Here is a 25,907-nt window from a genome sequence, read left to right as displayed (position 1 = left end):
CGCGCTTACAGATGAAACACATCCGGAAAGATTCCATCCGGTGCCGGCGCGCATACTGATGGAACGCATCCGGAAAACGTCCCGCCGGCGTCAGAGTGCTTCGATTTCCGCGGCAGCGATCGCCCGAGCGGCAATATCGCGCACCTCGTCATTGATGGCATGCCCCTTCTTTTTTCTGCCGGAAGAGATCCCTATTTTCTTTTTCACCTGCTTAAATCCGCCGATCCGCTGTGAAAACATCCAGTCCTTCAGTTCCTCGTCTTTGTAGACTTTCTCCCAGCAGAAGTGTGCCGACTGCCAGAATATCTGCTTCTCGGGATAACGGGTCAGACGATAGCTGATGCCGGCGCCGTCCAGAGCGGCCAGCGTGGGATCCAGTGTGAATTCGGGAACGATCACCGGATCATCTGCGGAGTGGAAGATCCACATCGGTGTGTGCTTCAGGGCTTCGATCCGGGCGGGATTGGCTGCTCCGCAGACAGGGACCAGCGCTGCGAAAGCATCCGGATGATCCATCGCGAGCACGTAGGCGCCGAAGGCGCCGGAAGAGATCCCCGTGAGATAGAGCCGTCTGTCATCGATCTTATATTCTTTTTCGAGTTTCCCGATCAGCCGCCAGGCAACCGTAAGGTGCGGCATCGGCCAGAAAGGAGAATCTGTTCTCTGTCTGACGAACTGGTTCAGGGTCGTCCAGTTGTCATCCTCGTCATAGCGGATATTGCATTTGGGAACCAGGACAAAGCACTCGTTGCGGCCGGCTTCGGAATCCTTTGCGAAAGCCGTCGCCATCTGCGTCTTCATCAGCACGGAGTCGATCGGCTCCTGAACTTCTCCGGTTCCGTGGAGGCATATGACCATCGGATATTTTTTTCTTCGGTCATATTTTGTGGGAACATAGAGCTTGTAGGGCATTGAGATTCCGAACTCTTCATCGAAGTAGTCCTCATCCCGGAAAAGATCTCTGAGGCCTTTTCCTGAATCTCTGTGGATATGGATCTCATAGCGGTCCGTCCCGTGTTCTGTACTCCCCGCGTCAATGGTTACAGTCGCGTCGAGATCATTCGCAAAGCAGGACTCCCGCTTGTCAAGGCGGATTATATAACCGCCGTAATATTCATAGTAGGGAATCTCGGATCCGGCGATATAATCGCCCATGTCAGGCTCAAGAGTTTCAAATCCGAAACGGCCGGCATCACGGTCGGAACGAATGCTGATGTAAAATTCCGGCGCGAACTCCAGCTTCAGGAGAGCTCCGAAACAGTCCGTGGGGACTGACACATTATATGTTTTAACAGCAGGATCAAAAGTGATCTGGCTGTCTGTTGAAGCGTTAATGAGAAATTTGAGATCTGTAATCGGTATCAAAATAAAATAACTCCTTAAATAATAACTACTTAAAAACCTAAAAAAAGAACAGGGCTTTTGAACCCTGTTCCGGGCCCGCTGATGCAGAACTTCTACGGTTATTCTAACATAGAAACGGGGTGTGCACTATACTATTTTTTCCCACTTCTTTTTTTTCCGCTTTTTTTACTTCATATTTCACTTCATATTTTACTTCGTATTCCATTTTTTCACTTCGTATTCCATTTCTATTCCACTTCAAAAAAGATACGGTTCTTCCCGTACCTGCCTGTATTTTCCTTTAATCAGCGAAAAAATTGCTGAAGGTTTTCGTTCTTCCCGCATCTGCCTGTATTTCCCCCTAAAACCCGGATCACTGCCGCAGAGAACAAAAACTGCAGATTCCGAACATTTCCACAAAGATAACCACACTTGTCGTTCTGTCTTTTCAATTGTCAACCAGTGTGATAGTGTTTAGATATTGCTATTTAGATAATAGGCATTTAACAATTGACTGTCTGGAAAGACGGTAAAAGCCCTGTTCAAAACAGGATAATAACCGGAAGCCCACCTGATCAGACTGCAGTCAGTCTGATCGGACTGATTATACTATGGAGAATATATAAAAAATCATGGCAGACATAAAAGAAGGCGCTCACGAAGTCGATGAGATGGAAACCGTTGTGGAAGCAGGAAGGATCCTGATGGAAAGCGGTGCGGAAATCTATCGGATCAATGACACAATGGCCCATATGGCAGATGCACTTCAAATAGAGCATTTCAGTGCTTATGTGATCAACCGCGGCATCTTTGTCTCCGGGACCAATCGTGAGGGCATACAGGAATCAAAGATCATCGGTACTCCGGACTCTTCAATACATCTGGGCAGGATTGAAGCTGTCAATACGCTTTCCCGGGAACTTGATGCGCAAAAGGGCAGGTTAAGCATTGAATGGCTCTCATCCCGCCTGCAGGAGATCCGAAAAGAAACCGTCGAACCTCTTTGGAAACTTCTTCTGGCTTATTTCCTTTCAACAGGTTTTTTCTCCATTGCGCTGGGAATCGAATGGCAGGACGCTCTTGCCGCTGCACTCTCCGCCCTGCTCATGGGACTGGTATCTTTTCTGATTGGAAATCATATCCGTTCATCCGTCCTGCAGACAATCATCAGCAGCATAGTCATTACGGTCTCAGCCAACATCCTGTGTCTGCTGGGACTGGGCAGCCACATAGGTCTTATTACTCTGTGTGGATTTATTTATCTTGTGCCCGGCATGCTATACACAAATTCAATCAGAGAATTCAGTGAAAACAACTATTCCACGGGTATGACTCTCCTTCTGTCAGCAATTCTGACCTGTTTTTCCATGGCTGTCGGTGCCGTCATAGGGACAGGACTGCTTCCTTTTGCAGATAAAATGACCGATTTTTTCCCTGATGTCATTTCATCTCCGGCAGTCACACTGGTCCGGGCTATGGCGGCAGGGATTGGAACGGCAACTTTTGCCTTTCTCTTCCACTCCCCCAAACGATATTATCGGGACCAGGGATTAATGGGAATAACCTCCTGGCTGCTTTGTATGCTCATGAACATGGTGTTTCATGATTCAGCTCTGGCAGTTTTCATATCCGCCCTTGTCGCCGCAATGTCCTCCCGCTTTCTGGCTGTCAGACGTAAATGTCCAAGGACCATTTTCCTCTCCGTCAGTATCTTTCCCCTGCTTCCGGGACTGACTCTCTTCTGGAGTATTTACCTGATGATCACCGGTTCTACATCCGACGCATTGATAAGTATGCGCAGCTGCTTTTTCACAGCTTTCGCGATCGCTCTGGCCATCTCCAGCGTCCAGCAGATTCCGGACAGCTTCTTTTCCCGTCTGACAAAAAAATGAACAGAAGCTCATCAAAGATGTCCCCGGAATCTTCCGCACCGTATCCTCGCGCATCCTTTCGGGCGTATTCTTGCGCATCCTTTCGGGTTGTTTAAAAAGTTCAGAAATCTGTCATCATGCTTGTCTCATTTTCTTCAGTTTGTCCCTGTCTGTCCTCCTTCGGCGGTTCAAACGACGGGGCAGGCGTTTCTGACGCAGCGGGATCCTGCGCAGTTGAAGGTGTGGAAACTGCCGGATCTGTACTGTTTCCTGTCCTCTTTTCCTGCGAGGAAGTGCCTGCAGATGACGGTGCCTTGTTCTCCTGGCTGCCGGAAGAGGCAGGTGCCTGTCCTTCGTTCTCCTGATTGCCGACAGATGAATAATCATCATCCTCATCGCCTTCAGGCGGCAATGCCGGAATCTCATCCTCCAGCAGGTCCGTGTCAGCGTCCCAGTCCGCTGCATCCGGTGTTTCTTCCCGGGTTCCCTGTTCTGTTGTCTGCTCTTCATCATCAGACGCCGCTGGCGGTATCTCCTGAATACCGGCAGACGGGTCATCCCCCTCGTCGGTCTCCGGCTGCTCCGTGTCTGTGCCCTGCTCCCGGGCCTCCGGCTCATCTTCCTGTGTTTCCTTTTCCGTTATCTGTTCTTTCTCATCGGATGCTTCCGGCAATTTTTCCTGATTGCTGACAGACGGATCTTCCCCCTCACCGCTCTCCGGCGTTAATGCCGGGTTCTCACTCTCCGGCTCCTCCGTATCTGTCCCCGGATCCGGGGAAACTGGTGTTTCAGCCTGGTTTTTCTGTTCCCCTGTCTGTCCACTTTCACCGGACGCCTCCGGTGTTTTCTCCGAAGGATCGGCGGTTATGGAAGTGTCCGGTTTTGCCTGCTCCGTATCCCTACTGTTCGCTATTTTGAATGCATAGATCGACAGGCCGAATACCAGAACAAACACACATGCGATCAGGATCAGAATCTTTTTCCGTTTCATCTAACTTTCCTCCACGAGACATCGCGCAGGCATGCTGCCAGAACGTCCTGCGTGTATTCACGGCGTTTTTACATATCATTGCAGAAGCAGTAATCTCCAGTATTTTATCATGGATCCTCCTTTTAACCAAGGTCTTCAGGTCAGACATGGGAAACGGGTCCATGGGGAAGCTGAGGTGTCTTCATCGGCCTGCTCACAAGGAGCTCCGCAGCCAGCATTCCCGAAATAAGCAATTAATTTAACTGTAATATTTTATATAATTTTAACAACATCTGATCCTCCATTCTCCTGTGATCTGCTATACAATGGGAAGAGGTCAAAAATACCCGACCGAAAAAGTAAGCGAAAAATGAGACATGCCGGGTCCGCCGCCGGACAGCGGCGCGGCGCACCGGCAGTAAAAAAGCACTTGCAAGGAGGAAATCAGATGAAGCTCGAACTTTTTGTGGGAACCACCTGCCCCTACTGCCACCTGGTGCAGAAAGAGATTGAAAAACAGGGAAGGACAGATGTCGAGATCTGCAACATCGACCTGAGCGCGGAAAACCAAAAGAGACTGGTTGAGGTCGGAGGAAAAAGACAGGTCCCCTGCCTCTTTATCGACGGCAGCCCGCTGTATGAGAGCCAGGATATCGTCAAATGGCTTCGCAAAAATCCACAGCAGTAAAAACCAGTCATATACCATGCCGCTGCCAGGCCTGTTAAGACAGATCGGACACAGAGACCGGTCAGTCCCACGGCCGGCCACTGCCAGGCCTGTTAAGACAGATTGGACACAGAAACCGGCTCTGCGAACAGGATGCCTTTCTCATCCCGATCGATACGGATGGCAAAATCAAAAAGGTCACAGGCGGTGCACAGGAAGAAGTCTTCACGGGGGTAGACCTCCTGCCACTCCGGATCCGGGTTGAAGAACTCTTCTCCGCCGTCTGTCAACAGGGCATCCGCGATCAGCTGGATCTGATCGGATGTAAAAATCTTTGTGCGGAAAATTCTGGGCAGTGCGTCATCACCCACGATTACCCCGCCTGTCAAAAGTGATTCGATATATTTCGCACAGAGGGTGTCTTCTTTGGCATTTTCCAGCCCGCCCTTTCCCGCAGCGACCAGTGAAAGAGATCGCGGATTTCTGGTAAGAATATACTTCGCAACAGCTTCCGCATTGACGAGACCTGCGGCAATGATCTCGTCTGCTCCGGCCGCCTCAGCTGCCAGGATCCCTGATGAACCGGTACCGGTCAGGTGAATGATGTCTTTTCCCTCAAACAGGCCGGGCACTACAGCACACCCGGGTGTGCCGTCAAAGCCCTTGTGCTTACGAGGGAAAAAAGGGCCTTCCGGCCCGACTGCAAGCCCGTCGAGAGTATTATCCTCTGTAAAGATGTCGGGTTTTCCGTCATAGCGTTTACCGGCCACTTCTCCGGTGCCGGTCTGCCAGGGCGAATCTCCGTACATACATCCCTCTGCCCTTGCATCCCCTTCTTCTCCGATCAAAATACAGTCCTCATGCGCAGCCGCTGCGGCACGGGCTTCTTCCAGATCTTTCACTGGATAAATACGACGCGCTCCCGCTGCGAACAGATAGCATTCCAGAGAAAAAGCCCGGAACACATCGATCATGACAACAAGCCCTTCCGCTTTCCCTGCTTCTTCAATCGTTTTCAAAATTCGAATTTTCATATCAAACTGGTCTCCTGATCAAATAAACTATATCCTTCTGTTATATTCTTATGCTGTATTTTTCTGCCTTCAACCCCTCTCCCAATGAATTCCGGCAGAACTGACAGACCGATTATAGCACTCTTCGACAACGCAGTATAGCATCTTAATTATCCCCTGCCTGTTCCAATAGGTCTTCCGTTACAGTACAGACCGGCTCGAACCTCGAGGCGTTTTTCGCGGCTTTTTCGCGAAAAACCCGAGTTCAACGGCGCACGGCGTACGCGAAGCGTATTGGAATCGCCGTGCGCAAGCGTTACATGTCCACGCCCTTCGAGGGGGCGTGGACAGTAACGGTCTTCCGACGGTTACAATATCTTTTCTACTTGTTACAACAGATCTTCCGACGATTACAGGTCAGGTCTGAAGGAATCAAAAAAGGTGCTGCCAGGGCAGCACCTTCAACTCACTATTGCAGGATTCCGTCAACATCTGCAGGCCCGGCTGTCACATTCTCAGCTGCAGGCCCGCCAGAATCGTATCGGGTTTCATCCGCAGAACGCTGTACATCTCGCCGGCCATGGAAAAACCGCAGTCATCGCAGGCACCCATGAGGCTTCCGGGGCAGTTGGGCAGCTTTCTTCCATCGATCAGGATGTAATTGGCGATCCAGCAGTCCTTGGGAAAACCCCGTTTTTTCATGATCTTCAATCCGGAGACAGAGTTCATGACGGGATATCCGCGCTTTTTCCAGGCGATGATCTTGTCGATCACACGGTTCCTTTCCTCCCAGTCCATCATCAGGGATTCCGTGCCCGGGAAAGGTGCGTGAAAGTTGAAGGCAATCTGGCGGATGGCAGGATTTTCGTCCGCATATCGGATCAGCCGGCCGACCGAGCCTTTGTTGAGCTTATTTACAGCCATGGCAATGCTGAGGGCGGGATGGCCGCTTTCACGAATATTCCTGTCCAGTTTCGCGAACGTGCCTTTTCCGCGGATGCGGTCGTGGTCTTTGCCATAACCGTCGACACTCACCCAGACAGAATCCGCCAGCGTATCGGAGAAGGACTGCTGTCCGTTTGTCGTCAGGGTACAGGACCAGAACCCCACTTCTCTGGCCAGGCGGTAGAGGTCGTTCAGGTTCCTGCCCTCGGTATCACGCCAAAGGGTCGGCTCGCCTCCCTCGAAATCGATGAAGCGGGATCCCTGCCGATAGGAATACTCCAGTTCCTCCCGGATTTTCCCGTAGGGCTTCATCCTGGAACCCTGATGGCCCTCGTCCATGCAGTGTCTGCATTTGAGATTACAGTAATCCGTAACGAAGAGCACTGTCTGGAGCGGCCGTTTCTGATTCAGAACGCGGCTGCGAAAAAACCACCACGGAAGATATGCTGTCTTCCGGACTGTTTCGGCCGTACAAGCTGCTTTTTGCTTTATAGCATTCATCTTGATCCTTCCTCGTCTATCTTTTATTCCTGAACAGGCGCTGCCCTATAGAACCAGCAGTTCGCGGAAGACTTTGCTGACACCGTGGTCCGGAAGGTTCTCGATCGCCTGCATGGCTCTCTTCGCACAGCTCTCCATGTCCTCAGACGCTCGTCTGATCCCGCCCCCTTCGATGACAAGGGCTTTGAGTTCCTCTTCCTCCCGGCTTCCGAAACATTCTTCTTTTGCCATGTGGATGAGACGGATGATCCCCGGCCGGATCTTTTGATCCTGCAGGGCATAAATCACCGGAAGTGTATAGATTCCCTCGCGGAAATCCGCCTGAGTAGGCTTTCCCTCTTTTACGGTGTTCGAAACAAAGTCCAGCAGGTCATCCCGGATCTGGAACATGTATCCGAAATTGACACCCAGCTCTTCAAGCTGCCTGACCACCTCTTCGCCGCATCCGCTCTCGACCGCGCCCGCAATACAGGCCAGTCTGCACAGGGCTGCGGTCTTTCCATAAATATTGCGCATGTACTGGCTCACTGTGACGTCTTCGCGGCCGCGGCACTGCATCTGTCCGAGTTCCCCCAGGCACATGGCCTCAACAGTGTCTCCGAAACAGGCACCGAGCTTCATAAATCCGTCTCGGAACAGGCTCTGCACAATGCGGCTCAGAATCAGATCTCCCGCATAGACAGCCATATCCTTGCCGTACCTGGCCTGAGTCGTCGGCAGGCCCCTCCGCAGCGGGGCATCGTCCACGATATCATCATGGACAAGAGAAGCCATGTGGATCAATTCCACGAGGGCTCCCAGCCTGCAGAGGCGTTTCCTCACCGTCTGATAATTCTCCCCATACCGGCTGGCCATCAGAAGCAGACGAGGCCGGAGCCGCTTGCCCCGGGACATTTTCATATCCCGGAGGATCTTCCCGGCTGTGCTCCCGTATTCCGGTTCCCGCAGATAGTACGACAGATATTTTTCCATAAGTTCCATATCCTGCCGTAATTCTTTTTTTTCGAATTCGTTCATCTGCTCTCCCTGCTGAAAAATATGCTGCTGTCTGCCTGCGTACTTCCTGTATACTCAGGATCCAGACTGCAAAGTAAAATTATTTTTGTACAGTTCTCCGGGATCCGCTTATTTCGCGATCATGGACAATATACGGTAGACCACAAGATGTGCTGCAGAGGAAGCGAGATATCCCTCCGAGATCCAGAAGGCCATTGCTGCCAGGGCGCCTGTCGCGGGCAGTTTGTTGTCCCGGGTCCTCTCCTCGCGGAATGTGGCTGCAGTGCTTTTCCGGCTTATATAGAGGGCTGCTGCCAGAACAGGCAGTCCATAAGGAAAAAATAAAGCTATATTCAGGACCAGCGAGATCAGCCAGATAACGCTGAGGATATTCGCGAGCTTCTGCGCGCGTTCACGGCCTATAAACATAGGCAGTGTCCGCCGTCCTGCCTTATAGTCCCTCTCCATATCACATGTGTTGTTTTCCAGCATGAACTGGGACACCACAAGCATCATAGGAAGGGATCTGACAAGTATAACAGGAATATCTCCCGTCCGTCCGGTCAGGGATATGTAGACCGCCGCCGGGATCAGGCCCCCCATTGTGAAGCCGGACAGGATCTCTCCAATCGGCATGTGGGAAGTGGAGATCCACCTTCCGGAGTATGTGACCGTGATCAGGGCACCGAAGACACCGATCACGGCAGGGGCAGGCCCGCACTCCCGCACGACATAAATCCCCATCAGGCAGGCCGCGGCAAAAAAAGCCAGCCCGTAATACAGGGCAGGTCTGGGATCCTCTACCTGATGAAAGACCAGGGGGCCCTCTGCTTCCGTCACAATATTGTCCGCCGTATCGTTGCCGCCGATATAATCATAATAATCATTGAGCAGATTCACAGAACAGTTTGCCGCAATTGGAATCAGCAGGAGGAAGAACGTCAAGAGGGGACGCACACTTCCATCCTGCTGCAGGGAAAAGATCACTCCGAGGAGTGCCGGATTGAAGGCTGAGAGCAGGACTGCTCCCGGTGTGATCATATCGACAAATACTTTCCATGTAATCCGCCGGAAAGGCTGCTCGCTCATCACTTTCATAGGCAAAACCTCCGCCTGCGGATGCCGCTCATGCGGCACTATAAGGAAATCTGTGATCAGCCCTTGCGGAAAGCCACACCCATGCCTCCCATGGGGTGATTCCAGGACTCGACGATTCTGTCATGAGTGAGGACACGACATGTACCGCACTCCAGACAGCCTTCGTAGCTGAATTCAACGCTCCCGTCCTCACGCTGTCTGTAGAGCTTGGCGGGGCACGCCATGATCAGCCTTTCGACCAGTTTCTGGTCGGGGCAGTTCTCTTTGATATGAATATGAGCGTAACTGTTATCCACATTAAAACGATTCAATCCAAGTTTATCTTCAATTGTCATTGCCATCAGAGTGCACCCATAGCCTTTCTGACATCTCCCAGAAGCTTGAAGATGCCGACCTTCTTCACTGCGCCCATTGCCGTCTTCATAAATTTCCTGGGATTGGAGCCGTCTACCAGCCACAGTCCCTTCATAATATCTTCCATCATGCCGGGATACTGCTCAAAGATGCGGTGATTGTCAATAAACGCCGGCATCTTGCGATAGTGTTTCATGTCTTTTACAATAAAGCTCTCGTTCAGCTTCTTCTCATACAGGGACAGGGAAGCCTTACTGTAATCGCCTTTTTCCTTGGCTGCAATAATGGTCTCGGCTGCAAGACGGGCGGATTCTGTGCAGAGGTCCATGCCGCGGATCGTGAAGCCAAGGTTCATAACAAGAGCTGCCGCGTCGCCTGCCACGATCACGCCGTCGCTGTACAGCTGGGGGATCATGTCGTAGCCGCCTTCAGTGACCAGGTGCGCGGAGTATTCCTGAAGCTCTCCGCCGGTGAGATAGTCCCTGACAGCGGGATGGTTTTTAAGACGGTCGATCATATCTCTGGGAGCGACGCCGCCATAACCGATCTCCGCGATCGTCTCGACGATACCGACGGAAACGCTGTCCTTATCCGTGTAGAGGAAGCCGCCGCCGACAGCACCGTTGGTGACATCGCCTGCGAACAGCCATGCAAGGCCTTCGCCGTCCTTCACCCCGAAGCGCCTGTTGATCTCTTCCTCACCGAAACGGATGACTTCTTTGACACCGACAGCGACCTGTTTGGGCTCAAGCTCTTTTTTCAGGCCCAGCTGCTGGGCGAGCAGGGAGTTGACACCGTCTGCCAGAAGAATGCAGTCCGCGTACATCTCCTCTTCACCGGCCAGTACACCGACAGCCTTGCCGCTCTCGTCAGTGATCACCTTATCCACACGGATCCCATGGATGAACATGGCCCCGGCCTCCTCAGCCTTCTCTGTGAGCCAGGGATCCAGATTCGCGCGAAGGATTGAATAGCTTGCCTTCTCCGGCTTGCGCATCTCTTCATCATCATATTCGAGTGTTGTAGCTGTCTCTTCCGCAAGGAAGGAAATCCTCTCACGGACGATCTTGCGTTCCACCGGAGCCTCCTCGGCAAATCCGGGGAAAATTTTCTCCATGGCATGTCCGTACATGCGTCCTCCGGTTACGGCTTTCTGTCCCGCTTCTTCCGCGCGTTCGACGACCAGAACTTCCATTTCCGCCTGAGCAAGAAGGTAAGCGGCTACACATCCCGTAATGCCTCCTCCCACGATTATGACGTCAAATTTTTCCTCTGCCATATTCTCCCCTTTCTTTATTAGCATCGTGCATCTGGTTAACAGTTTCCCTGGACACTGTCCGCAAATAACTTCCGAAAGCTGCAGATTATTTTCAGAAATGATTAAGGAACAGTGCCTTACTGTAAAAGTCCCACACCCCGAAGGTCTGTCAGATTCAGCCCGCGCGCGGGGCACAGGAAGCACCGGTGATGATCGAATCGTTTATCAGTCCTCTGTCCTTTTCCCGAATATTCCGGCGCACACTACGCTGATCTCAAACAGGACGAGAAGGGGTCCCGCCAGCATACACTGGGAGACGACGTCCGGAGGAGTCAGGACCGCTGCGACTGTAAAGACTGCCAGAATAATGAATTTTCTCGCACCAGCCAGCTGTTTTGCCGAGATCAGTCCCAGTCTGGATAGCCAGACCACCAGGACCGGCAGTTCAAACATGATTCCGAAGGGCACCAGAAACGCGAAGAGGAAGCTCACATATTTCCCCAGGGAAAACATGGGCGCGGCCATTCCGTCTCCCATGGTGACAAAGAAGTTCACCGCCAGGAAAAAGACAAATTTATAGGCGAAGACCACTCCCAGGATGAACAGAAACAATGCTGTCAGGAGGTAGGCCAGGGCCGCTGTCCGCTCTCTTCTGTGCAGAGCCGGTCTCACAAACCACCAGATCGAGCCGAATACCACAGGACTTCCCAGCACTGCCCCGGCGATAAGAGAAAGTCTGGTCTGGGCGCTGAAGGCCTCCGCAACCTCGGTATAGATCAACTGGATCCCGCTGTCCGTCAACGGTTTCGACACCCATTGCACCAGCCTGCTGCTCCACAAAAAAAAGACGAGCAGAAAACCAATGACAACAGCCGCCACGCTTACGATCAGCACCTTCCTCAACGCCTGAAGGTGTTCCAGAAGAGGCATTGCCTCCAGTGATTCCTCCTCCGCAGGGATGATCCCGGCCGGTCGGTCCACACGCACAAGATCACGCTTTTCCATCGGACTCACTGTTCTCTTTTTTCTTTCCGGTATCCCCGTCCGCGTTTACTTCTTCCTTAAATTCCCGGATACTCTTTCCCATCGCCTTCCCGATTCCCGCGATTCGGCTCGTTCCGAACAGCGCGATCGCAATGATAAGGATCAAAATAAGTTCTGTGCTTCCTATCCGCATTACGGTTTCCTCCCGTGCTTAGTCACACCTGTCCGCGATTTCCTTCTGTAAAACACACTTCGGACTCTCTGTTCCGGACAACGATACACACTGTCAGAAACAGCCATTTTCAAGGTCGGTTTTTTTGAGCAGTCTGCCGTTTTCTTTTTCCGCGCGCGCCCTGAAAGCTGTCCCGAAAACTGTCCTATATCTGTTTTTAATTATACCTTTTAGCTATTTCAAAAAATATCAGGGGATTCCCTCTAATTAGAGAGGGAATCCCCTTCAGTTTGGCTGTTCTTTATTTCAATGAGATTTAATGCAGACAGGAGCTTTCAATGCAGATTTAGTACAGACAGGAGCTCCGGAATCTCTCCCGGCACAGGAGAAGTTCCGGAAACTGCTTCTCTACTGCAGCAGCTTCTTTTTAAGCGCATAATCGACCAGTTCCGCACGGGTGCGAAGGCCCAGTTTATTCATGATCTTTGCCCGGTAGCTCTCAACCGTTTTGACGGAGATAAAGAGCTTTTCTCCAATCTCCTTATTCCCATAGCCCCTGGCTATAAGGGTGAGCACTTCCAGTTCCCTTTCTCTCAGGGTCAGATATCCCGATTTGCCCTCTTCGTGTCTGTTGACAAATCCGTCCACAAGGTGGGGCACCATCTCCTTACTGATATAGTCACTGCCGGCGTAAACCGTGTGCACTGCCTCAATCAGTTCTTCCTCGGGCACATTTTTAAGCAGATATCCGGAGACACCGTTCTGTACTGTGTACAACAGATACTCCTTATCCGCATGCATGGTGAGCATGATGATTTTTACTTCAGGAAAGTCGGAGTGGATCCTTCCCGCGGCGATCACGCCGCTCTCTCCCGGCGGCATACTGATATCCAGCATGACAATATCCGGTTTGAGCCTGGAGACCACTTCATAAGCCTCCTGGCTGTCTGCCGCGGTTCCGACCACTTCTATATCCGGTTGGTGATTTAACAGCATTTTCAATGCGTTTCTGACTATCGTATGATCATCTGCAAGAACTATGCGGATCATCCTGCTGCTCATCCTTATTCCCCTTTCTATTCAAGACTCGCCCGCGCATCCTGCCTGCAGCCATGGACGTGCGCCATCAAACATGTATGATAAAAACTGCGCGCTGCCTTGTCATCGCGTGAAAACGCCACTTATTCCGAGGCTGGTCAACGGCTGGTCAACGGCTGGTCAATGAGTTGCCAGCGGCATTAATTCTCAGGTATCGCGTCTAAACCGCTCTGGTCTCCGTCCGTAAGGAAGGCCTCCGTCTCTATTCGGACACTCGTCCCCAGGCCCGGGGCAGACCGCACAGTCAGGACAGCGCCTATACTCGCGGCCCAGTAATACATGCCCGGTAATCCCATACCGCCGCCGGAGATCTGCATATTCTCCGAGTCGAATCCTTTCCCGTTATCGCAGATTTCGAGAACCAGAATATGCTCCTCTTCCAGGAACAGTTCTGCCCTGACAACCGAAACCCCGGCATATTTGCAGGCATTGGCCATAGCCTCCTGACCGACCCTATAATAAACCGTCTCAATGTCCGGCATGAAACGGCGGTCTCCGATATTCTGCCTGAAATCCACATCGATCTGATAGCTCTCCTCCAGAAACCGGATATGTTTCCGGAATGCCTCCAGAAGTCCCAGTTTCTCAACGATATCCGGCTTTACGCTGACCAGGATATCCCGCAGTTCTTTCTGGATCTGGCTCAGAGAATCATCCGCGGTCAGAAGTCCCTCTCTGATTTCATCCATGCTTTCGACATATTTTAATGTCCTAAGGAACATCTGCACCCCCAAAAGATTCTGGATCACGCTGTCATGGAGGTCTCTTGCGATGCGGTGCCGCTCCTCCCTGAGCGCCGCCCGCACAGGTATGTCCACCAGCTCGTAGATTGGCAGTTCACGATATTCCTTAAACGGAGCGCTGTTTTCCAGCGCATCATCATAGAGTCCCGGACAGAGTTTCATTCCGCACAGCCGGTCCGGTAAAAGATCCACCAGCTGTTTGTAGCGCTCCCGGGTCAGGCAGTTCCCGCATCTCATTCCAAACAGAAGGACCCCTTTTACTTCTTCATCTTTCCAAAGGGGAAATGCAGTGAAGCTGCCCAGGTCTTCCGCCAGAAGAATGGGCGAATGTACGATTTCGCTCTCGGTATAGCATGCCTTCACATCCTGCACGATCATGGTCTTTTTGTGCTGAAAAACACCCCCCGCGATACCCTTCCCGGGTTCCAGGACTATTTTCAGGTAATTGCGGTTCCTGTTGCCCGAAGCTGCGCGCCAGACCAGCAGCGTTCTGTTGGTCCGAACCACAGAGGCAATGCCGGCGAAATCAAAGCCGGCCTGCCTCCGCAGTATGTGAATCGCTTCTTTCCATTCATTGTCTTTCATCTTCTGATTCCTCAACATGGAAATCCAGGCAGACAACGCTTCTCCGCATCGGATCCGTTCTGACTTGTCACCTGAAATATGCTATACTGTAAAAGCTCCGGCACAAACATCCGGTCACCACTGAAAGGAATAACTGATGTCTCTCTGGCAGGAATACCTCACTCGAAAACTGGTCTTTGAAAGCCATCCTTCTCTGAATGAAAAACACTGTTTAAATCATCTGCAGACACGACACCCCTGCACAGCCTGTATAGATATTTGTCCGGAAAACGTTTTTTCCATGCCTCATCCAGGCAGTATGGAAACGGACTGGGACTTATGTACTGACTGCGGTCTCTGTGTCAGCATATGTCCCGCCCGGGCCGTCTCGCCCGCCCGTCTGCAGGCGGAGAAACTGTACGCCTGCGCGTCACATTGTACTGGTGATATTATCATATCATGTAAGAGCGGATCTGTATCAGATCTTACTCTTGAAAATCCCGGCGCGATTCCCTGGGAGCTTCTTTGTTTTCTGGCTCTGCAGGGCATCGTCACGATCGTCACCGGCAGCTGCCCGGATTGTGAAAAAAAGACCTGCCGCAGTTCCCTGGATCAGACTCTGGCACAGACTCGTGTCTTCCTTGGGGACGAAATGTACCGCAGCAGGATCCACTGCGCACAGGATCCCGCTTCTCTTCCTTCCCGCCTCTATACACGCCGGGAAGCCATGTCTCTGGCCCTCAGACGCACCGGGCGGACGGCCTCCGCGCTTCTCCCCGTCCCTCCGGATTCTGTTCCCGACGGAACGCTGTGGAGGCAGCTGCTGCTGTACAGGGTAAAGCAGTTCTATACGGATTCCGGAGACCCGGAGGCTCTGGAGGAACGCAAGGATCCATCTGCCGGTCCCTCGGGAAACCCGGCAGTAAAAGCGGGATCGGGTGCTCCTGTCCCGTCTCTGCGCTGGACGGTCCCGCAGTTCTCCGCATCCTGCACCGCCTGCGGAATCTGTATGCGGATGTGCCCTTCGGGGGCGTTGCTGCGCGCCCCGGGTCCCGAAGGATCGGCCAGGTTCTACATGGCTCTCCTTCCGCATAAGTGCACCGGGTGCGGACTCTGCAGCCGCGTATGTCCGGTGCAGGGCATGCTGGCGCCATCCCCTGTACGCTTAAATCCTGTAGATCGTCCCATCCTGCACGCAGTCGCCGCGAAGTCCTGCAGCCGCTGCAGAGAGCCGATTCCCGCGGACTCCGGTTCAGATCTGTGCGACCGCTGCCGCGCCGAGCTTAAATCAGTGTAAGGCACTGTTTCCGATAATCTGCAGGTCTTTTCTTCCGATCACTGTGAAAATCACTGTGAAAACTGACGATCAAATCCCCCTATTGGTCCAAAGCTCACGGTGCAGTGCACCGTGAGCCGTTTCATCCCTGCTTTAATTGGTAGATCCTCAATTATCGTATTCATCCGGCCGGTTTTCTCTCTGTATCCCTCAGATCAGCTTCGACCTTCTCAATCTCTTTGAGCACGCTGTCGAGATCCGCCGAAGCGGATCCCGCAGCGTCATTTTTGACAGTGCTGTTTTCTGCGCCTGTTTTTTTCGTATCCGAAATCATCTCCCGGACGGACGGGATCCTGATTTCTCCGGTCAGGTCCGACGCGGAAGGAACCCTGACCTCACCTGTCAGGTCGGATACCGGGGGCAGCTGCAGACCGCTGCCCACCTCTCTGCTCAGATCCGCGCTCATCTTTTTGAATTGGCGGATCGTCTTCGCAAGCGTTCTCGCGAGCTTTGCCATATCCTCGGGTCCGACCACCACATAGGCGATCACGAGGATCAGCACCAGTTCACCCGCTCCAAGTCCCATGGAATCACTCCTCTCCGGGATACAGGCGGAACAGAACCGCCGCAGCTGCCATCACGAAAACGATGAGGCCTGCCGGCAGGATACCGACGATCCATTCGATGGCACTCGGGACGTAATTCCAGAAGCGTACGAACACATCCTGTCCCTCGGTAAAAGTACCGACTGCAACAGGGAAGGTCCAGAGTTTTCCAGCCACGGGCAATGTGAGCGGAATGGAGTTGAATGCAGGCAGAAGGAGCATCATCCGCTGGATGAAGATCCCGATAATGACCAGGACACTGGCAGCAGAGACCAGCTCTTTGCCCAACCCTCCGCCGACCAGGAACAGAATCATTGCCAGGAGCGGGAGGAGGATCTCAAGCCAGAACAGCAGCCCGTAGGTGTGGAAGATCAGATGAAGCAGGTGGCTGCTCTCCTGTGTACCGCTCCACGCGAGCGGGACGATCTCGATAAAGGACATCACGATGTAGGCCGCGATAGCCGCTGCCGCAAGACGGGCCATCAGACGGATTCCGTCGCTGTACTCAACGAAGACTTCATGTTTTACCATCAGGGCACAGAGGAGGATCGTAAAGGACAGCCCCACGGCCGTGGCTTCCGCACAGGCATTGACCGGGATCAGCGCGCTGTGCCACCACTCGCGTGTATTCTGCGTCGCGAACATAAAACTCGTGACGATGTTGACCAGAAATGCCATCGGGAAGGCCGCAAAAGCAAATTTGCGGCAGTTTTCTTCATTGGTCATCCTGTATCCCCGGTTGTGGAAATTCTTCTTTGTGTCGGGAAGAAGTGTGAGCAGCACCGCGACAACACATACTATGACGTACAAGGTCAGAATGATCACGTCCCAGAAGAGGGGGGAGCCCACGTTGGGGGTAATGATCATGTACAGAGCATGAAAGGGCTCCCCGAGGTCCTCAAAAATAGCGACGCCTGCCGCGACTACAGAAGCAAGAGATCCGATGACCGCGATCTTGACAAAGGGTTTAAGCACTTCAATGTTCCAAAGGTAAGCCATGGAGAACACAAGGATCCCGCCTGTAGCCATGGCGATGAAGAACTCAAAGCTGCCCATGTACAGTCCCCATGTAAAGCTGTTGCGAAGGTTCGTTACATGCATACCCTGAACCAGCTGATAAACCCACGCCGCAAGTCCTGCAGCGCACATTGCTGCGCCAATTACAAGGGCAGCCGTTTTTTTAGCGGATAAATTTTTCATTGCTGTCCCCCCTTACGGTATCATTGTATTCTCAGTTTTGTTTTCCCAGGACTGTTCCTCCCAGGGGCCTTCTACATTTTTGCTCTTGGTAGAGGAGATATAGTAGACCTTGGGCTCGGTGCCGTATTCTTCCTTGAGACGGAAGACCTGTTTGCTTGCGACAAGACGGCTCACCTCGGAATCCGGATCATCCAGGTCACCGAAGTAACGGGCCTTGCCGGGGCAGGCGCGGACGCAGGCGGGAAGAGCGTCGTAGGTACCGTCCGCATTCATGCACTCGACGCAGAATGTACATTTTTCCACAACACCTGCGGGACGGTCCTGCGTATAAACCAGCCGTTTTCCGTTCTCTGTGACATCGAAGGGATAGCCGTACGCATAGCCGGCTTCCGCCTTCTCTTTTTTGGGGTCCTTCCAGTTGAACTGGCGCACGCCGTAGGGGCAGGCTGCCATACAGGTACGGCAGCCGATACAGCGGTTGTAGTCGACCAGGATCATACCCTGTTCATTCTTGTAGGTCGCTCCGGTGGGACAGACCCTCTCACAAGGGGCATTTTCGCACATCTGGCACGACACAGGCAGATATTCAATTTTATAACCGTTTCCGGTACGCACCGCCGACTGATGGTACTCTGAGCCCTGCGTGAAAACCCTGTTCCACCAGGTTCCCTGCGGCTGGGCGTGATGCATCTTGCAGATAACCGCGCAGGTCTGGCAGCCGATGCATTTATCCAGATCTATCACCATACAATAACGCATTTGGATTCATTCTCCTTTCGGAACATTGACCATTTCTCGTTCCTCGTGGATCAACGCCGGTTTTGCCTCTGAAAACCGGGCGCGACACACAGAGCACTTACATTTCCGCTTTTTTGAAGTCCACCAGGCATTCATTCCACGATGTGTTGGGTGCCCACATCTGTGAGACAAAGTATACTTCGTGAACCGGGTTGATCCAGGGGTAAAGCAGCGTATTGTAGGATGTTCCGTGCGTGTACCGGCTCCACCAGCCCTCTTCAAAAATGACAGTCATAGTGCGGACACCGGGATCGAGGACTGCTTCCGCAATGAGTCTGCCTCTGTCGTTGAAGACTTCGACCAGGTCGCCGGCCTTAACGCCCTTTTCCGATGCGTCATCGGGGTTGAGATAGACCTTGGCGCTGTCATCCTGAAGTTCACGCATCATCTGGTTGTTGGAATGGGTGGAATGTACGCGGTGAATACTGTTACGTGTAATATAAGTATATTTGTACAAATCCCTCGCCGCGGGATTAAGCACATATTCCGTCTCCTCGAACGGGGGCTTGTGGACAGGCAGGCACTCTCCGACCTTGATAAAGGTATCTTCGTCCTTGTAAAATTCGATCCTGCCGCTCTTGACGAACTGAGCCGTCTTGTCGATCGTCATCGGGTAACTGACAGGAGGGAAAGGCTGCCCGCCCTGGATCTGCTCGTAGAAAGGGATCCTCTTGCGTCCGGGGTTCTCGTGGTGGAGTTTGACAGGTCCCTTTTTCAGTTTCTCGAGGGTGACGCCTTCCATCTCGATGCCGCCGGTCTCGCAGGTGAGTTTGATGACTTCCTCCGCAGCCTTGTCCGGATCCAGATCAGGATAGAAATACTTCTCATCGCCCGGATTGACACGCTTTGCGAGCTCGCGCATGATCCAGAGCTCAGGCTTACAGTCGTACAGGGGCTCAATAGCCGGCTGCATGAGCTGGGCGTAGGGATGGATCGGGGTGGAAACGAGTTCAGTCTTCTCATACCAGCTGACACCGGGCAGGCAGAAGTGGGCGTATTTGCTCGTAGTGGTCTTCTGGAAGTCCAGAGTGATGACGCACTCGAGCTGTCCGCTCTCGACCTGCTCACGCAGGACATTGGCGATATTGTGCTGGTCAAAGGCATTGCAGCAGTACAGGATCCAGGCCTTGATACCACTCTTGGGGAAGGGGCAGGTCATCGTAGGACGGGGCCCGTTTTTCGCGTAATCATTGAGTGTATAATCCAGCATGTAGGCAAAGGATGTTCCCGCGGGCTTCCGGTCGGGAAGTTCGGGTACATTCCACCAGGCGGCGCCTTTGTAGCGCATCTTGTACTGGCCTGCATAGGTGGAGAAACCGTCTCCAAGGTGTCCGATGTTGCCTGTCAGGGCGACGAGCAGGGACAGGGCTCTTCCTTTGAGGTCTCCGTGATACCACTGATAGTTGGAAGCGCCGTACATGATATGAACAGGCTTCGTCGCCGCCATTTCCCGCGCGATCCTTGCGATCTCGGAAGCGGGCATGTCGGTCTCCGCCTCGACCGCCTCGGGAGTCCACTGGGAAGCCATCTCGCTGAGCAGGTCAAAGACAGGGCGGCACTTAACGGTCTTTCCATCCTTGAGTCTGATCGTCACTTCCCCTTCAAGCAGTGTATCCATGGGCAGATCAAACTTCTCGGGATTGACAGTGACGGGTTTTCCCTTGCTGTAAGCGACAAAGGCCTGTCTGTATTCAGGCATATCCGCGGGAACCTCAAGCCCCTCGACATCCGCCGCAAGCAGCTTTTTCTGATTGTCGCTTCTGATCAGGATCGGCATATCCGTAAATTTGCGGATAAAGTCCGCGTCATAAAGTTTCTCATCCAGGATGACTTTGGCGAAGCCGAGAGCCACCGCCGCGTCGCTTGAAGGCTTTATGGAATACCACTCGTCCGCCTTAGCCGCCGTCGCTGTGAAGCAGGGGTCAAAGACCAGCAGCTTTGCCCCGTTCTCGCGCGCCTCATTAAGGAAATGCGCGTCCGGGATACGGGTCTGCATGGGGTTGGAGCCGAAGCACATGATATATTTCGCGTCCAGCCAGCAATAGGTCTCCAGTTCTTCGGACTGCACGCCGAAGGTTATGGGAGCGGACATGGGAAGGTCGCCGTTCATCTCATAGCCGCCCATCATAGCCCAGCCGTTCAAAGTCGCGATCCTGGAGATCGCGCCCTTGGCGACATGGCCGGTACCTGCAACCTGGACGACACAGGCGATCGATTCAGGCCCGTATGTGTCGCTGATCCTGCGGAGCTCCGCTCCCGCCTGATCAAGAGCGTCTTCCCAGCTCAGCTCCTCGAACTCATCCTCACCGGGTTTTCCGACTCGCTTGAGTGGTCCATGCATACGGTTGGGACCGTAGATCAGATTGGAGAAGGAGATGCCCTTGAGGCATCCTCTGGGATTGTGCTCGGGATCTTCGTAATCCGACGCCTGAATAATATCCTTGATTTCACCATTGTAGACACAGGCCTGCTGGCCGCAGCCGCCGGTGCAGTTAGGCGCGCACGTGGTTCGTACATACTTCAGCTCACCTTTTTTCGCCTCTTCATCCGGCGCGGCATGGGCCGCCAGTTCTATTCCACCAGCTGCGGCAACGGCACCGGCCGCTGCCGAAACCTGGAGAAATTTTCTTCTGGTAAGTTTCAGTTTTTCATCCATAGCTGTACCCTTCCTTGCAAAATTTCCGGTTTCCCCTTTTTGAAAAATGTTTTGTACAAAAATTACCGTCTTACGTCCTCTCCCCTTATCATGCAGGCTTCGTCGTACAGACCTGCAGCGACGCCTTACAGACCGGCTGCAGTCTGTGTGGTCATCCGTGCGGCAATCTGTCCGGCCTTCCCTCCGATGTACGGCACCGAAAAGAGCGCGAAGCGCTGTAAAACGATCTGCGGGCAGGGTTATAGTCACTATTCATTATAAATAAAACCACAGCCACAAAAAATCGGGGGAATCCCTCGTATCTGATAGGGTTTTTCCCTTTTTCAGGTACTGTATCAGGGAATTCCCCCGGCTTTTTCAGCCTTTTACTCCTCTTGGAAAGCTGTCAGCCTCGTACTTCCGCGCTCGTAAATATCTTCATCCGGCTGATCGTGCCTGACTATATATTTACGATAGAGGAGGTATCGCAGGCAGCTTTCCGTGCCCGCGCCTTTTGAAAGAGCATCTTTTGCAATGATTGTTTCGGCAGAGATTCCGCCCTTTGCGGGAACATTCTGGTAGACTTCCAGGATCCTCATACAATACTGTTCCATCATTTGATCCAGTACACTTGCGCATTCCGGCGTAATTCTATCCCGCCTTTGCGCCCTTTCTTCCGGAAGTTCGTCAACACCTGTACAGGGACCGCTTCCGGTCAGGATACACTGTACAGCGAGCCCGCGCACCCGCCGGATCGTCTCGAACTGCAGGGCCAGCATATCAATGCGGGGATCCCAGTTCCGGACTTCAGGCAGCCTGATGCTGCTGACCGCGTCTCCGGCAAAGAGAATGCCCTCTTTCGGGATCCAGAGCCCTGTCTGCTCCCTGTGGCATCCTTCCATATTGATCACTTGCAGAGCTTTACCGCCGATCCGTATAGCGTCTCCATCCCGCACATGGATCCAGGTCCTCATCGGACGGGATGCGGGACGCGTAAGTTCCGGATCCGGACCCTCAGGTTCCGGAACTGCTTCTATCGCGCCCGGGGCTATTGTGTTCTCAGGTCCCCTACAGCAATAGAGAGTTATCTCTGAGGGTATATTCTCGATCAAAGCCAGTGCCTCTTCACCGCCGGCCTGTGTCAGGTACACCTGCATTTTATCCGGTCGGGCCCCCAGTCCGGCAGCCAGGCGGCAGATACTCTCCAGCATTTTTTCTGATCGGGGATCTATGATCAATGCTTCATCCCCGCTCAGGAACACATAACTGTTATCCTCTGAATCTGTCCGACTGACTTTATATACACAAGGGTCTTTCGAAATCTCTTCCCAGACGAATCTCTCCCTCTTCGTATTGCTCAATCCATCCTACCTCTCTCTTGGCAGCCTCTTCGTTCTTAACAGCTTCTATACGTTCTGTACGCTGTTATTCTTAGACTATATGCTGTTATTCTCAGACAATTATTTTGAGCAAAACACCTGCTTACCTTTCTGGTTTAAAGCTTAGCAGTAAGGGCAAAACAATAAATCGGGAAATTCCCCTGATTTTCTATGGGAATTCCCCGATTTTTCAAATTTCATGGATTATTTTTATGCAGTTTTTCTTTGTTATACAATTCTCTTGACAAATTCAGAGTTTTCCCTATCCACATATGCGGCAGAGGGTAGTGAACAAAAAGCAGTTCCCGCGGCGATCAGCACCACACTGATGAGAATAAGGAGTAAATGTCCTTCTGAAAACATAAGATTTTCCACTCACCCTTTTGCTAATTCTCATGTGAAATCTCATGAAGATTATGGCTTCCCATGAGGGGCAAAAGGGTTGTAACCGTTCGCAGCCATGATGAACCATGCGGAAGGGGCAATGTGTGTGTCTTTCGTAAGTTTCAGGGAAGAACCGTCGCTCAGCTCCAGGCCCGTGTAAAAGTTATTTACAGTCGCAGCCGGGAAAAGGCCGTTACTATTCTGAATCGCAACAAGAGCCTTCATGGCTTCTTCATACTTATTCTCTTTTCCAAACACCCGGTACATCAACGCCGTGAAAGCAGTACCTTCAGCCCACCAGCCTCCGTTCTTGTTATTGCGGTTATACGGATAGCCTCCTTTTTTAACCTTCATGCTTTCTATTGTGTTCATCGTCTTTAGATAGGGTTCGAAGGAATCCCACATGGCCAGTGCGCTCAGGGACTGGACGTTAAGGGCAATGATCCTCTTATCGGGGATAAAGTTGTCCTCCTCGGTTTCCTCCAGGTTTCCATCCAGGTCTCCATACCATGTTCCGTACGTGGTTACATACTGCGGTTCTTCCAGGGGTTCATCCAGGGTTCCCGTTATGAACCGCCCCTTCCTTTCATTGTACATCATTTCAATGAAACGGATGGCATTCTCCGCTGCCTCGAGATATTTTTCCTCTCCCGTAGCCTCATACAGCCGCGAAAAGGCGGCGTAAGCAATAATGTTGTCTTTTGTAGGTTTATTGTCAAGCGGATAGTCATCGAGGGTGTCGCTTTCTTTCCAGCCGTCAAAGCCTTCGGTGAAACCGAGTGAATGATCGAAGCACTTTTTTAAGACCCAGTCCATCAGGGAGCGGGCAGTTTCGAGATAAGTTTTATCTCCGTAGGCATTGTAATATTGCACTAATGCCAGGGCCGCAAAGGCGTTGCTGCCCGTACTGCAGCCAACCTGATGCTGATCCTCAACCCACTTCCCGCTTTCTTCCTCATACCAGCCTGACAGACGGGTTCCGCTGTTCCATCCGGGAAAAGCGCTGATGTCCCCGGACGAATAGGCATTCCGGACACACTTCGGACCATTTTCCGATCCGGCGGAGCCATAGGCCCGGTCGTTTTGAATGGCGTACAGAAACGCGTCGAGGATCTCCTTTGCCTCCTTCTTTTTTCCGGCTGACAGAAATGCCAGAGCTGCCAGGGCATTGTCCTCCGTAAAGGCTGTATTTTGGAGCCTTTTGTTATTCGAATCACTGGAACGAAGAAGGACAGGCGCTGCCTGCGCGCTGCGGATCTTCCCGGTAAAACGGATCTCATCCAGGTAAAACACAGTATCCTTTTTTCCGTTCAACTTACTGTTCAGTTCATAGCCGAAGCCGCAGACGATATAACTCAGGTCCGCTCCCTTGAGCGGTATGACATATTCCTTCCAGTCCTTTGTCAGTTTGATCTGCCCGATGGACTTTCTCGTGGAGCTGTCCGGATTATCCGCCGTCTTTTTATTATTTTTGTCATAGCCGAAACCGCAGGTAAAAAACTCTACGACCTCGCCGCCCTTTTTCCCTCTGGCATAAAAACGCAGGGCGTCCGCACCGGAGAGATCAAGACCTGCCCCTCCCTTTTTGCCGTCGTTAGGTTTAGGAGTTCCATCCCACTCCTTAAGATAGCCGTTCAGGAACATCCAGCCGCCCCAGTCCTTCTTACTGCCGGTCTGCTCGCACCGGATGCAGGTTGTTCCGCTATAAGGTTTCTTCCCGCAGTTCTCATCCATGTCTTTTACAAGACTTTTGTCCTTTCCGAAGATTTTTGACCTTTGTGTAAAATGGTTCTTGGTCAGGCCGTAATCCCTGTATACATACACACATCCACGGGACCATGACAGACGGTTTGAAAGCGCGGTCAGGGCATTGTTTTTTGCTTTTTCAATTGCAGACGCGGTCGTCTCCTTCACTTCGGTTTTCTTCTCTTCTGCTTTTTTCTCCGCTGCTTTTTTCTCTGCTGCTTTTTTCTCTGCTGCTTTTTTCTCTGCTGCTTTTACTTCGGGTTTTTTCTCTGTTTTCTCCGATGTTGTCTTCTCTTCCGCCTTCTTTCCGGTCTTTTCCGCAGTCTTCGCCTCGGGAGTCTTCTCTGTTGTCTTTGCTTTCTCTGTCGTTTTTGCTTTTTCTTCGGTTTTCTTTTTTGTTCCCTCTCCGGCTTTTTCGGTATTTTCTTTCCCTTTTTTAGCCGCATCACTGCTGCCGGCTTTTTTGGCAGACTCTGTTTTAGATGACCCTGCGGCCAAAAGGGTGCCCGCAGCAGAAGCACCATTCGCAAAACCTTTTGCACCGGCGTTCTTTAAAGCGCCGGCTTCCGACGCTTCCACATTCAAAAGACTGGCCGCAAGCAGGCAGGCTGTAAACAATGCTGCGATGACGTGCTTAAATGATCTCATGCTGACTTTTTCCCCCATCAATTTGACATTGCCAAAAAAAGGCAATCCATTGTGATTTCATTTCCAGGCTATCCTCTGCCGGAGCAAGGTGATATTGACCTGTATAAATTATACATGTCCAGTGTGACGTCACACCAGGCATGCATCGAAATACATCCTCCTGCCCTGTATAAAGCAGAACACTCATCAGAGAAATATTCCCGTTTTACGCAGGAAATCACTGGTGAGCGCCCGTACTGCGGGGAAGAAGGGTTTAAAATCCAAAATCAAAACAATTATACCAGTTTTATAGATGTTTGTATCATGGATCCTTCTGTTTTCCGATAAAACATTCTTTTTAAAACATTCTTTGCTAAACCTGAATTATTCACCGCTATGCGGTGATAGCGGCTAAAAGCCGCATAGTTGCTGTGTTTACTGCAATATTTGCTTTCACCTATAAAGTGAATAGAAAAAGAACCTGATTCTTGGTAAGATAAAGGTGCTCAAGCCAATAAAAAACCAAGAAGGAGGTTCCTGTGACTTATTCTAACACCATTTCGCTTGAAAGCAATAAGCAAATCAAAATCAATTTCAACGGTGGCGACCTTTCTTCAGATGCCGGGCTCCTGCTCATCAAGGAGTTTGCCTGCAAAATCGGACTTGTCAAACTGGTAAA

The 25,907-nt window shown here is 52.0% G+C and carries 22 protein-coding genes; 4 read left to right on the top strand and 18 right to left on the bottom strand.

What is annotated here, in order from left to right:
• Positions 1 to 90: 90 nt before the first annotated feature.
• Positions 91 to 1,365 (bottom strand): carboxylesterase family protein, encoded by a 1,275-nt coding sequence (locus tag BLT02_RS11245; RefSeq protein ID WP_092995296.1) that lies wholly within the window; start codon positions 1,363 to 1,365, stop codon positions 91 to 93.
• A gap of 611 nt (positions 1,366 to 1,976) precedes the next feature.
• Here BLT02_RS11245 and BLT02_RS11240 point away from each other — a divergent pair.
• Entirely contained in the window at positions 1,977 to 3,236 is a 1,260-nt protein-coding gene (locus tag BLT02_RS11240; RefSeq protein ID WP_092995293.1) for a threonine/serine exporter family protein, read from the top strand.
• Positions 3,237 to 3,336: 100 nt separating this feature from the next.
• Here BLT02_RS11240 and BLT02_RS11235 read toward each other — a convergent pair whose 3' ends face one another.
• Complete coding sequence (locus BLT02_RS11235; RefSeq protein ID WP_092995290.1) at positions 3,337 to 4,206, bottom strand: hypothetical protein; 870 nt, start codon at positions 4,204 to 4,206, stop codon at positions 3,337 to 3,339.
• A 427-nt stretch (positions 4,207 to 4,633) separates the two neighbouring features.
• Between BLT02_RS11235 and BLT02_RS11230 the strand changes: the two genes are divergently transcribed.
• Positions 4,634 to 4,873: a glutaredoxin family protein gene (locus tag BLT02_RS11230; protein ID WP_092995414.1), complete on the top strand. Its 240-nt coding sequence runs from the start codon at positions 4,634 to 4,636 to the stop codon at positions 4,871 to 4,873.
• Between the two features lie 92 nt (positions 4,874 to 4,965).
• Here BLT02_RS11230 and BLT02_RS11225 read toward each other — a convergent pair whose 3' ends face one another.
• The 10 genes from BLT02_RS11225 to BLT02_RS11180 form a co-directional block, all read right to left on the bottom strand.
• The gene (locus BLT02_RS11225; protein WP_092995287.1) at positions 4,966 to 5,886 is read right to left on the bottom strand and encodes a 2-phosphosulfolactate phosphatase; all 921 of its coding nucleotides are present in this window, start codon (positions 5,884 to 5,886) and stop codon (positions 4,966 to 4,968) included.
• 486 nt (positions 5,887 to 6,372) lie between these two features.
• Positions 6,373 to 7,311, bottom strand: a complete 939-nt coding sequence (locus BLT02_RS11220) for a radical SAM protein (RefSeq protein ID WP_092995284.1) — start codon at positions 7,309 to 7,311, stop codon at positions 6,373 to 6,375.
• Positions 7,312 to 7,356: 45 nt separating this feature from the next.
• Positions 7,357 to 8,328, bottom strand: a complete 972-nt coding sequence (locus BLT02_RS11215; protein ID WP_092995281.1) for a polyprenyl synthetase family protein — start codon at positions 8,326 to 8,328, stop codon at positions 7,357 to 7,359.
• Between the two features lie 108 nt (positions 8,329 to 8,436).
• Entirely contained in the window at positions 8,437 to 9,405 is a 969-nt protein-coding gene (locus BLT02_RS11210) for a prenyltransferase (protein ID WP_092995278.1), read from the bottom strand.
• Between the two features lie 56 nt (positions 9,406 to 9,461).
• Positions 9,462 to 9,746 carry a ferredoxin family protein gene (locus BLT02_RS11205; protein WP_092995275.1) on the bottom strand — a complete coding sequence of 95 codons (285 nt, stop codon included), beginning with the start codon at positions 9,744 to 9,746 and terminating at the stop codon, positions 9,462 to 9,464.
• Positions 9,746 to 11,038 (bottom strand): FAD-dependent oxidoreductase, encoded by a 1,293-nt coding sequence (locus BLT02_RS11200; protein ID WP_092995273.1) that lies wholly within the window; start codon positions 11,036 to 11,038, stop codon positions 9,746 to 9,748. The genes BLT02_RS11205 and BLT02_RS11200 overlap by 1 nt, the downstream gene beginning before the upstream one ends.
• A gap of 204 nt (positions 11,039 to 11,242) precedes the next feature.
• Positions 11,243 to 12,022: a twin-arginine translocase subunit TatC gene (gene tatC, locus BLT02_RS11195; protein ID WP_092995270.1), complete on the bottom strand. Its 780-nt coding sequence runs from the start codon at positions 12,020 to 12,022 to the stop codon at positions 11,243 to 11,245.
• On the bottom strand, positions 12,009 to 12,194 hold the full coding sequence (gene tatA, locus BLT02_RS11190; protein WP_092995267.1) for a twin-arginine translocase TatA/TatE family subunit: 186 nt from the start codon (positions 12,192 to 12,194) through the stop codon (positions 12,009 to 12,011). The genes tatC and tatA overlap by 14 nt, the downstream gene beginning before the upstream one ends.
• Positions 12,195 to 12,581: 387 nt before the next feature.
• Positions 12,582 to 13,235: a response regulator transcription factor gene (locus BLT02_RS11185; RefSeq protein WP_347474952.1), complete on the bottom strand. Its 654-nt coding sequence runs from the start codon at positions 13,233 to 13,235 to the stop codon at positions 12,582 to 12,584.
• Between the two features lie 176 nt (positions 13,236 to 13,411).
• Positions 13,412 to 14,599, bottom strand: coding sequence for a GAF domain-containing sensor histidine kinase (locus tag BLT02_RS11180; RefSeq protein ID WP_175453798.1), 1,188 nt, complete (start codon positions 14,597 to 14,599; stop codon positions 13,412 to 13,414).
• Between the two features lie 136 nt (positions 14,600 to 14,735).
• On the opposite strand from BLT02_RS11180, the gene BLT02_RS11175 reads away from it, so the two are divergent.
• On the top strand, positions 14,736 to 15,875 hold the full coding sequence (locus BLT02_RS11175) for a 4Fe-4S binding protein (RefSeq protein ID WP_092995261.1): 1,140 nt from the start codon (positions 14,736 to 14,738) through the stop codon (positions 15,873 to 15,875).
• Between the two features lie 160 nt (positions 15,876 to 16,035).
• Here BLT02_RS11175 and BLT02_RS11170 read toward each other — a convergent pair whose 3' ends face one another.
• From BLT02_RS11170 to BLT02_RS11145, 6 genes are all read right to left on the bottom strand, one after another.
• Positions 16,036 to 16,440: a Sec-independent protein translocase subunit TatA/TatB gene (locus tag BLT02_RS11170; RefSeq protein ID WP_092995258.1), complete on the bottom strand. Its 405-nt coding sequence runs from the start codon at positions 16,438 to 16,440 to the stop codon at positions 16,036 to 16,038.
• A 4-nt stretch (positions 16,441 to 16,444) separates the two neighbouring features.
• Positions 16,445 to 17,659 carry an NrfD/PsrC family molybdoenzyme membrane anchor subunit gene (nrfD, locus tag BLT02_RS11165; RefSeq protein WP_092995255.1) on the bottom strand — a complete coding sequence of 405 codons (1,215 nt, stop codon included), beginning with the start codon at positions 17,657 to 17,659 and terminating at the stop codon, positions 16,445 to 16,447.
• Between the two features lie 12 nt (positions 17,660 to 17,671).
• Positions 17,672 to 18,418 (bottom strand): 4Fe-4S dicluster domain-containing protein, encoded by a 747-nt coding sequence (locus BLT02_RS11160; protein WP_092995253.1) that lies wholly within the window; start codon positions 18,416 to 18,418, stop codon positions 17,672 to 17,674.
• Between the two features lie 97 nt (positions 18,419 to 18,515).
• On the bottom strand, positions 18,516 to 21,113 hold the full coding sequence (locus BLT02_RS11155) for a molybdopterin-dependent oxidoreductase (protein WP_092995250.1): 2,598 nt from the start codon (positions 21,111 to 21,113) through the stop codon (positions 18,516 to 18,518).
• 365 nt (positions 21,114 to 21,478) lie between these two features.
• The gene (locus BLT02_RS11150) at positions 21,479 to 22,453 is read right to left on the bottom strand and encodes an MBL fold metallo-hydrolase (RefSeq protein WP_092995247.1); all 975 of its coding nucleotides are present in this window, start codon (positions 22,451 to 22,453) and stop codon (positions 21,479 to 21,481) included.
• 432 nt (positions 22,454 to 22,885) lie between these two features.
• Positions 22,886 to 25,249: a beta-L-arabinofuranosidase domain-containing protein gene (locus BLT02_RS11145; RefSeq protein WP_175453797.1), complete on the bottom strand. Its 2,364-nt coding sequence runs from the start codon at positions 25,247 to 25,249 to the stop codon at positions 22,886 to 22,888.
• A gap of 518 nt (positions 25,250 to 25,767) precedes the next feature.
• On the opposite strand from BLT02_RS11145, the gene BLT02_RS16855 reads away from it, so the two are divergent.
• Positions 25,768 to 25,907 (top strand): transposase (locus BLT02_RS16855; RefSeq protein ID WP_175453689.1); only part of this gene is annotated, 140 nt, incomplete at its 3' end.

It is taken from the genome of Sarcina sp. DSM 11001 (genome assembly GCF_900101015.1).
In the GTDB taxonomy this organism is placed as follows: Bacteria; Bacillota; Clostridia; order Lachnospirales; family Lachnospiraceae; genus CAG-791.
This window is presented reverse-complemented; position numbering and strand designations above follow the sequence as displayed.

What these genes read in the sequence shown, in the direction of transcription:
- BLT02_RS11240 (WP_092995293.1), top strand. Translation starts at nt 1,977, where the DNA reads ATGGCAGACATAAAAGAAGGCGCTCACGAAGTCGATGAGATGGAAACC.
- BLT02_RS11235 (WP_092995290.1), bottom strand. Translation starts at nt 4,206, where the DNA reads ATGAAACGGAAAAAGATTCTGATCCTGATCGCATGTGTGTTTGTTCTG.
- BLT02_RS11230 (WP_092995414.1), top strand. Translation starts at nt 4,634, where the DNA reads ATGAAGCTCGAACTTTTTGTGGGAACCACCTGCCCCTACTGCCACCTG.
- BLT02_RS11225 (WP_092995287.1), bottom strand. Translation starts at nt 5,886, where the DNA reads ATGAAAATTCGAATTTTGAAAACGATTGAAGAAGCAGGGAAAGCGGAA.
- BLT02_RS11220 (WP_092995284.1), bottom strand. Translation starts at nt 7,311, where the DNA reads ATGAATGCTATAAAGCAAAAAGCAGCTTGTACGGCCGAAACAGTCCGG.
- BLT02_RS11215 (WP_092995281.1), bottom strand. Translation starts at nt 8,328, where the DNA reads ATGAACGAATTCGAAAAAAAAGAATTACGGCAGGATATGGAACTTATG.
- BLT02_RS11210 (WP_092995278.1), bottom strand. Translation starts at nt 9,405, where the DNA reads ATGAAAGTGATGAGCGAGCAGCCTTTCCGGCGGATTACATGGAAAGTA.
- BLT02_RS11205 (WP_092995275.1), bottom strand. Translation starts at nt 9,746, where the DNA reads ATGGCAATGACAATTGAAGATAAACTTGGATTGAATCGTTTTAATGTG.
- BLT02_RS11200 (WP_092995273.1), bottom strand. Translation starts at nt 11,038, where the DNA reads ATGGCAGAGGAAAAATTTGACGTCATAATCGTGGGAGGAGGCATTACG.
- tatC (WP_092995270.1), bottom strand. Translation starts at nt 12,022, where the DNA reads ATGGAAAAGCGTGATCTTGTGCGTGTGGACCGACCGGCCGGGATCATC.
- tatA (WP_092995267.1), bottom strand. Translation starts at nt 12,194, where the DNA reads ATGCGGATAGGAAGCACAGAACTTATTTTGATCCTTATCATTGCGATC.
- BLT02_RS11185 (WP_347474952.1), bottom strand. Translation starts at nt 13,235, where the DNA reads ATGAGCAGCAGGATGATCCGCATAGTTCTTGCAGATGATCATACGATA.
- BLT02_RS11180 (WP_175453798.1), bottom strand. Translation starts at nt 14,599, where the DNA reads ATGAAAGACAATGAATGGAAAGAAGCGATTCACATACTGCGGAGGCAG.
- BLT02_RS11175 (WP_092995261.1), top strand. Translation starts at nt 14,736, where the DNA reads ATGTCTCTCTGGCAGGAATACCTCACTCGAAAACTGGTCTTTGAAAGC.
- BLT02_RS11170 (WP_092995258.1), bottom strand. Translation starts at nt 16,440, where the DNA reads ATGGGACTTGGAGCGGGTGAACTGGTGCTGATCCTCGTGATCGCCTAT.
- nrfD (WP_092995255.1), bottom strand. Translation starts at nt 17,659, where the DNA reads ATGAAAAATTTATCCGCTAAAAAAACGGCTGCCCTTGTAATTGGCGCA.
- BLT02_RS11160 (WP_092995253.1), bottom strand. Translation starts at nt 18,418, where the DNA reads ATGCGTTATTGTATGGTGATAGATCTGGATAAATGCATCGGCTGCCAG.
- BLT02_RS11155 (WP_092995250.1), bottom strand. Translation starts at nt 21,113, where the DNA reads ATGGATGAAAAACTGAAACTTACCAGAAGAAAATTTCTCCAGGTTTCG.
- BLT02_RS11145 (WP_175453797.1), bottom strand. Translation starts at nt 25,249, where the DNA reads ATGAGATCATTTAAGCACGTCATCGCAGCATTGTTTACAGCCTGCCTG.